This window comes from Alicyclobacillus kakegawensis NBRC 103104 (assembly GCF_001552655.1).
Classification (GTDB): Bacteria; Bacillota; Bacilli; order Alicyclobacillales; family Alicyclobacillaceae; genus Alicyclobacillus_G; species Alicyclobacillus_G kakegawensis.
In genome coordinates, this window is the sequence record NZ_BCRP01000047.1 from 1 (window position 1) to 5,259 (window position 5,259).

The following is a 5,259-nucleotide window of genomic DNA, read 5'->3' on the forward strand; positions in this document are numbered from 1 at the left end:
TACGTTCGCTGTCGAATGTCTCTGGAGAAAGGATTACTGAGGTTGGGAGGGCCTTCAAGTATGGAGAGGCATTTTTTTGCGGTCAACGGCGTGAAGCTGTCCTATTTGGATTTCGGCGGTCCATCGGAACGGACACTGGTAGCACTGCACGGTCATTTCGGTACGGCGACCATGTTTGCCGGCCTGGCGAAGGGCATACCGGAGTGGCGGATCGTGGCGCTGGATCAGCGGGGCCACGGTTGGAGTGAGCATGTGGCCAAAGAGGCGTATAGCCGAAGCAACTACGTGCAAGACCTGCAATGTTTCATTGAAAATGAACTGGGAGGAGGACCCGTGGTCCTACTCGGGCATTCGCTTGGTGGTGTGAACGCATATCAGCTTGCGGCACGACGGCCAACACTCGTCCGAGCCATGATTATCGAAGACATCGGCGCCGAGATCAACGACGACCAGAGTTGGCTGAAGAAGTTGCCTTCCCGGGTCCCCACCCTTCGGGAACTACAACAGGCGTTGGAGAGCCTTCTTCGCCCAGGGGCGTTTTCTTATTTCGGGGAGAGCGTCGTAGAGTGTCCGGACGGATGGACGTTCCGATTCGACGCTATGGGCTTAATCCGTTCACAGGAGATGCTCAACGGCTCCTGGTGGGCTGACTGGCAGGCATCGACGTGCCCTGTCCTACTCATGCAAGGGGAAAACAGTCCCGTCTTGAGTTGGGCACACGCGCAAGAGATGGCGAGGCGAAGACCGAACACGACGCTTCTGCAATTTCCGGGCTGCGGACATTCGATTCGTAACGGAGACCCAGTAGGCTATCTTGAGGCAGTGCGAGGCTTCCTCGCAACGCTTGGAGTCTAGCAGAAGTTCCGTGCAGCAACGGGATTTCAAGTTACGCCGAAGGTCCGTGGAAGATGCTTCCTGCTCCTTTCATCCACCGGCCGTGGGGGCACAGCGGGCGGTATTCATTCTGACGAGACTCTGGGTCTTTGATCGTGCTCAGAAACGGGAGTGAGCCCTATGAATGTGCTCGTCATTTATGCGCATCCAAACCCAAACAGCTTTAATGCTGCGATCCGAGAGCAGATCGAACGCGGGCTTCGAGAAGGGGGCCATTCGTTTACGGTGGTTGACCTGTACAAGGACAACTTCAATCCAGTTCTTGTCATCCATGATCAAATGAGGCGCAGCAACATGAAGGACGATCCGGAAACCGCTCACTACCGTGAGCTGATCAGGCAAGCTGACCACCTCATCTTCATTTACCCAGTGTGGTGGTACGGTACACCGGCCATATTGAAAGGGTTCTTTGACCGAGTATTGGCATCCGGATTTGCATTCACATATGATGGACTGGTTCCGAAGGGATTGTTGCGGGGCAAATCCGCATGGGTATTTTATACGATTGATTCTCCACGGTGGTATGCGAGGCTGGTACGGCGGAACGCCGAATGGGTGGCCGTAGGAGAGGCCACATTAAGGTTTTGTGGTTTGCGCCCTGTGAAGCGTTTTGTGTTCTCAGGAGTAAAACGGAGCACCGAACGCCGACGCCATAAATGGCTGGATCGCGTATATCGTCAGGTGCGATACGGCCTCACGTGATGCGCTAAAGCAAGATGCAGAGGCCTTATGCCTTCCGACACCGGGCCAGGAGAACTCTGCGAATAGGTTTGCGGAGGGCGGAAGTCTGCGGGAAATATATTGAACCCTCCGATGGAGGGACGACCATCACGACTATGATAATGGGCGACATTGGGTGAACGCGTCATCCGGACATGCCCCCGGAATGGGCACGCACGGGTCAAAGTTATGATTTTGGAGCACCTCGTACGGTCTCATCATGTCGTGGTCTTCGTGTTCGAGGATATGACAATGCCATGGATAGATACCAGGAAACGGTCCGAAGCGAGCGATGATACGTGTGACTTTACCGGGGTTGGCACGCACTGTATCCTTCCATCCCATTTCGTTAGGGGCGGGTGGTTGAGGTGGTCCAACAATCAGGTCAGTGCCGCTTGGATTACCTCGGAATGGTGCTCGATCAAGGATTTGAAATTGGACAAGATGTAAGTGAATCGGATGAGTGTCATTTGTCGTGTTGAACAGTTCCCAGATCTCTATTGTCCCGTTGTATGGGGTTTCCGTCATGAAGGGATCGTCCCAAGGTGCATGGTTGAGTAAAAGATGGGGCCGCCCGAATTCATCCGTGCTCTCGACAAGGACATGTTTACGAACTCTCGCGGCCTGAGCAGCATCCAAGCGTTCCAAACAGCTGAGAGTTGACGGAATGTGGCTCCTATCTGGCATCGAGAGGTATGATTTGACGCGGAACTCCATGATTTGCATCAGGTCAGTCGTGAGAGGCACACCCCCGCCAGGAAAGGGAGTCGGGGCGTCGTTTTTCAAGATGATGTTCTGTCCATCATACCCCGAAAAATCGATGATCACATCGGTTCTTTCCGCAGGAGCCAGGATGATATCGGGAGTCGTAACCGGATGCTCCAAGAATCCTCCTTCTGTGCCAATCTGAACGAATGGTTGACCAGAACTCAATGTGATGTGGTAAAATCGTGCATCGATCCATTATAAATACGAAATCGATATTTACGTGGCTCAACCTCAAGATAGGGCCAGACTTTCCCGTTAACCAAAATCGTATCGCCGAAAAACTCAGGCACAACGGAAGGAGTCGGAAAAGAGGGGACCATAGACGCCGGCTGTTGGTTGGGTTGACTCGGATAGAATAGTTCCCCGTTCGGATAAAACGAGCGATCTTGGATAATCAATGGGATTTCAAACTTTCCACTAGGCAAGTTTAAACGTTTTTCATGGTCATCGCGAATCAGATACAGTCCTGCCAGTCTAGCATAGACATTGAGGGCGTGTGATCCCTAGAGCATGATCATGATACCAAAATGATGCGGCGCGCTGACAGTTCGGATAATGGTAAACTTTATGAAGAAACTTCGGGCCTCTCTTTTTAAAGTCTCGTGTGAACCACGCTTCAGGAAATCCATCGTTTTCCGGTCTCACTCTGCCTCCGTGCAAGTGGACGACAGTGCGGACTGAAGGTTGGATGGGCTCTGCGCCTCCCACCGTACGATCAACGGGGAGTAGGTGTTCAAAGGGTAATTTGTTTTTCCACTTAACTAATATTGGATGATTCCGCTTTGCTTCAAACGTAGGACCAGGATACATTCCGTTGTAACCCCACACAGTAGTCGGTGGCAAGTCGCGATGCAATTTTTGTTTCGCTTATCTCATAGAGACTTCGTAAAACGGGATTCCGTCCTGAATGCTGGTGGGCTGCAAGACAGGAGGTACAGGCAACGCATCAACAAATTTTTCCAGGGAAACGCAGTTCACCTTCCTCAAGAGTCCATAACATAAGACGGACTCTGCATCGATGGTACACAGCGTATTATGAGGATCCGATAGGCATGCTTAGGATATGCAGTGTAACGTACCTACGCTCCCATACCTTCGCCAAGGCTTGCTGGAGGACTGGCGGGTACACCTATTGCTTTGCACATTAACATTCGATACCTCGTAGCGCCAGCAGAGAATCTACCGAGCGAGATTGGTGTCGTCGACTCGGTGGTGGCGGTTCGTGCGTGGCATTGGTTTAACCGGCGATTGGTTTAACCGGCGATTGGTTTAACCGGCGAAAGGTGCTGGATGAACTCGAGCGTGTGCTCAAACCCGGTGGTTGGTTGGCCGTCATGGATTCTGTGTTTGTAACTAGCGGGAGTGAAGTTGCCCAAAAGACGATGGACCTCGTTAGACGGTATCGCAACGGCAAACCGACGGCTGCAGGTTCGAAAGCCGGAGCCAAGCAGGTTCGTACAAGGAATGCCAGCCGAATGGTTTGATGAATGGGACGAAGCGGGCTATGAAGTCGTGAATGAATGGCAGATTCCGTACATCGTGTCGTTTACGCGCGAAGGGTGGTGTGGACGGGTACGGGCACTGTCCTTTGTGCTCACGCTCGAACCGGTAGTCCGGTCGGAGTTGGACGGCAAGTTGGCCGAGATGCTTCGGCAGGAGTTTCAAGAAGAACCTTTGTCGATTCCGCACTTGTGCTATGGGGTCGTAATGAAAAAGAGATGGCCCTAGTTCAGGCAAGTTAAATACGGGGCCCTGTCAATCTGTGATGTGCTCACCGTCTACGGTAGATCGCATATATTTGCGAACCGTACTTGCGCCTGAAATAGGTACTCACATAAAGTCTCCACGGCGTCGATTTCACGTTTTCCAAGCAGACTGGCAGGCTCAGGTGACCGAGCAACTGAAGGTCGCATAGGGTGCGCTCCAGAGCAGCCATAATTGCCATAGGCGCAAAGAAGAAGGATAGCGGGAAGTCTCAGCCCTCATCCTTGGAGACAGTGAGTCACAGGCGAGCTCGCGGGAGTTCTTCTCCTGGCTCAAGAGCCGAGATTCGCGGGTTGTCGACATTGCGGTTTTGGACAGTCATGGCGGACTGTTGAATGCCTTGCAGACCGCATCGCAGGGGTGTACGTGGCAGACGTGTCAAACGCATTTCATGAGAAACTTGCTTGACGCCACCTCGAAGGATTTACAGAAGGAAATCTACAAACGTGTAGGTACAGTCCTGGATGTGCCCGACATGGAGATGGCCCAGATGGGCATTGACGAATCAGCCTACCCATGTGTATCATGTAACAAATTCCAATCGGAAGACCATGACGAAGACGAGTACGCATTCCATGTACGTTGCAGAGAGTCGGCGGGGGTGGAAAGCCGATACGTACAGAAGGCCGAATGGACTTCTGAGTCGCACGCTGAACCCGTGTTTATGGCAGTAGGCGTTGCCGGGAGTGTCTCTCCGTTACCATGAGGCAGGTATCGATACCACGTTGCCGATGTGCAGCGTCGGTTTCCGTGCCGTAGAGCGCGTCGGGGATGTCCCCGGCGAATGAGGGTGGCACCGCGGTCTCACGTCCCTTACCGGATGTGAGACCTTTTTATTTTGACTTTGCACCGAGAAGGAGGTGGTGGTGTGAGCGACGGTTGGTGGTGCACAAATGATTGCCATTTAACAAGGAGTGGTTCGAATGCAAATCAAGCGCTACGACAGGGGGCTGACCGGAGATCGTACCACCGGGAAGCTCTTCTGCTTGCTGATATTCAAGCGCTCACCACGTATTTTGAAGCCACGAAGGAAATGGGTTTACACCTTCGCTAGTTTGCGTTGGACTGTGTGGCAGCTGGCATTGTTCCAAGCGGCCGATATCACATTCTAAG

3 protein-coding genes, 2 pseudogenes and 1 other annotated feature are annotated in these 5,259 nt (G+C 52.7%); of the genes and pseudogenes, 4 read left to right on the forward strand and 1 reads right to left on the reverse strand.

The window, feature by feature from the left end; genetic code table 11:
- The first annotated feature begins 60 nt into the window (after positions 1-60).
- Positions 61-855, forward strand: coding sequence for an alpha/beta fold hydrolase (locus AK2_RS16055; protein WP_067937066.1), 795 nt, complete (start codon positions 61-63; stop codon positions 853-855).
- A 159-nt stretch (positions 856-1,014) separates the two neighbouring features.
- Positions 1,015-1,596, forward strand: coding sequence for an NAD(P)H-dependent oxidoreductase (locus AK2_RS16060; RefSeq protein WP_067937069.1), 582 nt, complete (start codon positions 1,015-1,017; stop codon positions 1,594-1,596).
- Positions 1,597-1,728: 132 nt separating this feature from the next.
- On the opposite strand, the pseudogene AK2_RS16065 reads toward AK2_RS16060, so the two are convergent.
- Positions 1,729-3,360, reverse strand: a pseudogene (locus AK2_RS16065) (multicopper oxidase family protein).
- A gap of 486 nt (positions 3,361-3,846) precedes the next feature.
- On the opposite strand from AK2_RS16065, the gene AK2_RS16070 reads away from it, so the two are divergent.
- Together AK2_RS16070 and AK2_RS17025 are read left to right on the forward strand one after the other, a co-directional pair.
- The gene (locus tag AK2_RS16070; RefSeq protein WP_067937072.1) at positions 3,847-4,110 is read left to right on the forward strand and encodes a hypothetical protein; all 264 of its coding nucleotides are present in this window, start codon (positions 3,847-3,849) and stop codon (positions 4,108-4,110) included.
- Between the two features lie 185 nt (positions 4,111-4,295).
- Positions 4,296-4,639, forward strand: a pseudogene (locus AK2_RS17025) (transposase); the annotation flags it as partial.
- Positions 4,640-4,688: 49 nt separating this feature from the next.
- Positions 4,689-4,963: a binding site (T-box leader), on the forward strand.
- The last annotated feature ends 296 nt before the right edge of the window (positions 4,964-5,259 follow it).

Coding starts and splice junctions, on each gene's coding strand:
- AK2_RS16060 (WP_067937069.1), top strand. CDS start 1,015: ATGAATGTGCTCGTCATTTATGCGCATCCAAACCCAAACAGCTTTAAT.
- AK2_RS16055 (WP_067937066.1), top strand. CDS start 61: ATGGAGAGGCATTTTTTTGCGGTCAACGGCGTGAAGCTGTCCTATTTG.
- AK2_RS16070 (WP_067937072.1), top strand. CDS start 3,847: ATGCCAGCCGAATGGTTTGATGAATGGGACGAAGCGGGCTATGAAGTC.